Here is a 1094-nt window from a genome sequence, read left to right as displayed (position 1 = left end):
AATTGTGATGCATCAGTAAGCGTAAATTATACAGAGACAATAACAGGACAAGACGATGCCTGTGCTTCAAGTTATACGATTACAAGATTATGGGAGGTGTCTGATTGTTCAAATAACACGACGAGTCATACACAAGTAATTACTGTAGAAGACACTACTGCGCCAATATTCATTGAAACACTTCCAGCAGATACAACAGTGAGTTGTGATGCAGTGCCAACAGCAGTAGTCTTAACAGCGAATGACAATTGTGATGCATCAGTAAGCGTAAATTATACAGAGACGATCACAGGACAAGATGATGGATGTGCATCGAGTTATACAATTACAAGATTATGGGAAGTATCAGACTGTTCAAATAACACTACGAGTCATACCCAAGTAATTACTGTAGAAGACACAACAGCACCAGTATTTGTAGAAACACTACCAGCGGACACAACAGTAAGTTGTGATGCAGTGCCAACTGCAGTAGTCTTAACAGCGAATGACAATTGCGATACATCAGTAAGCGTAAATTATACAGAGACAATAACAGGACAAGATGATGGATGTGCTTCAAGATATACAATAACAAGATTATGGGAAGTATCAGACTGTTCGAATAACACGACGAGTCATACCCAAGTAATTACTGTAGAAGACACAACAGCACCAGTATTTGTAGAAACACTACCAGCAGATGTTACAGTAAGTTGTGATACAGTTCCAACAGCAGTAGTCTTAACAGCGAATGACAATTGCGATGCATCAGTAAGCGTAAATTATACAGAGACGATCACAGGACAAGATGATGGATGTGCTTCAAGTTATACGATTACAAGATTATGGGAAGTATCGGATTGTTCGAATAACACTACAAGTCATACTCAAATAATTACAGTAGAAGATACCACTGCTCCAGTATTTGTAGAAACACTACCAACAGATACAACAGTAAATTGTGATGCTATACCAACAGCAGTAGTCTTAACAGCGAATGATAATTGTGATGCATCGGTAAGTGTAAACTATACAGAAACGATCACAGGACAAGATGATGGATGTGCATCGAGTTATACAATCACAAGATTATGGGAAGTATCGGATTGTTC

General features: G+C 38.5%; 1 protein-coding gene. It reads left to right on the top strand.

Going from position 1 to position 1094, the window contains the following annotated elements; all coding sequences use genetic code 11:
- Positions 1-1094: HYR-like domain-containing protein (locus ACYEKI_RS21215; RefSeq protein WP_459213216.1), on the top strand; the 1094-nt coding region annotated here is incomplete at both ends.

It is taken from the genome of Aquimarina rhabdastrellae (assembly GCA_947387485.1).
In the GTDB taxonomy this organism is placed as follows: Bacteria; Bacteroidota; Bacteroidia; order Flavobacteriales; family Flavobacteriaceae; genus Aquimarina.
This window is presented reverse-complemented; position numbering and strand designations above follow the sequence as displayed.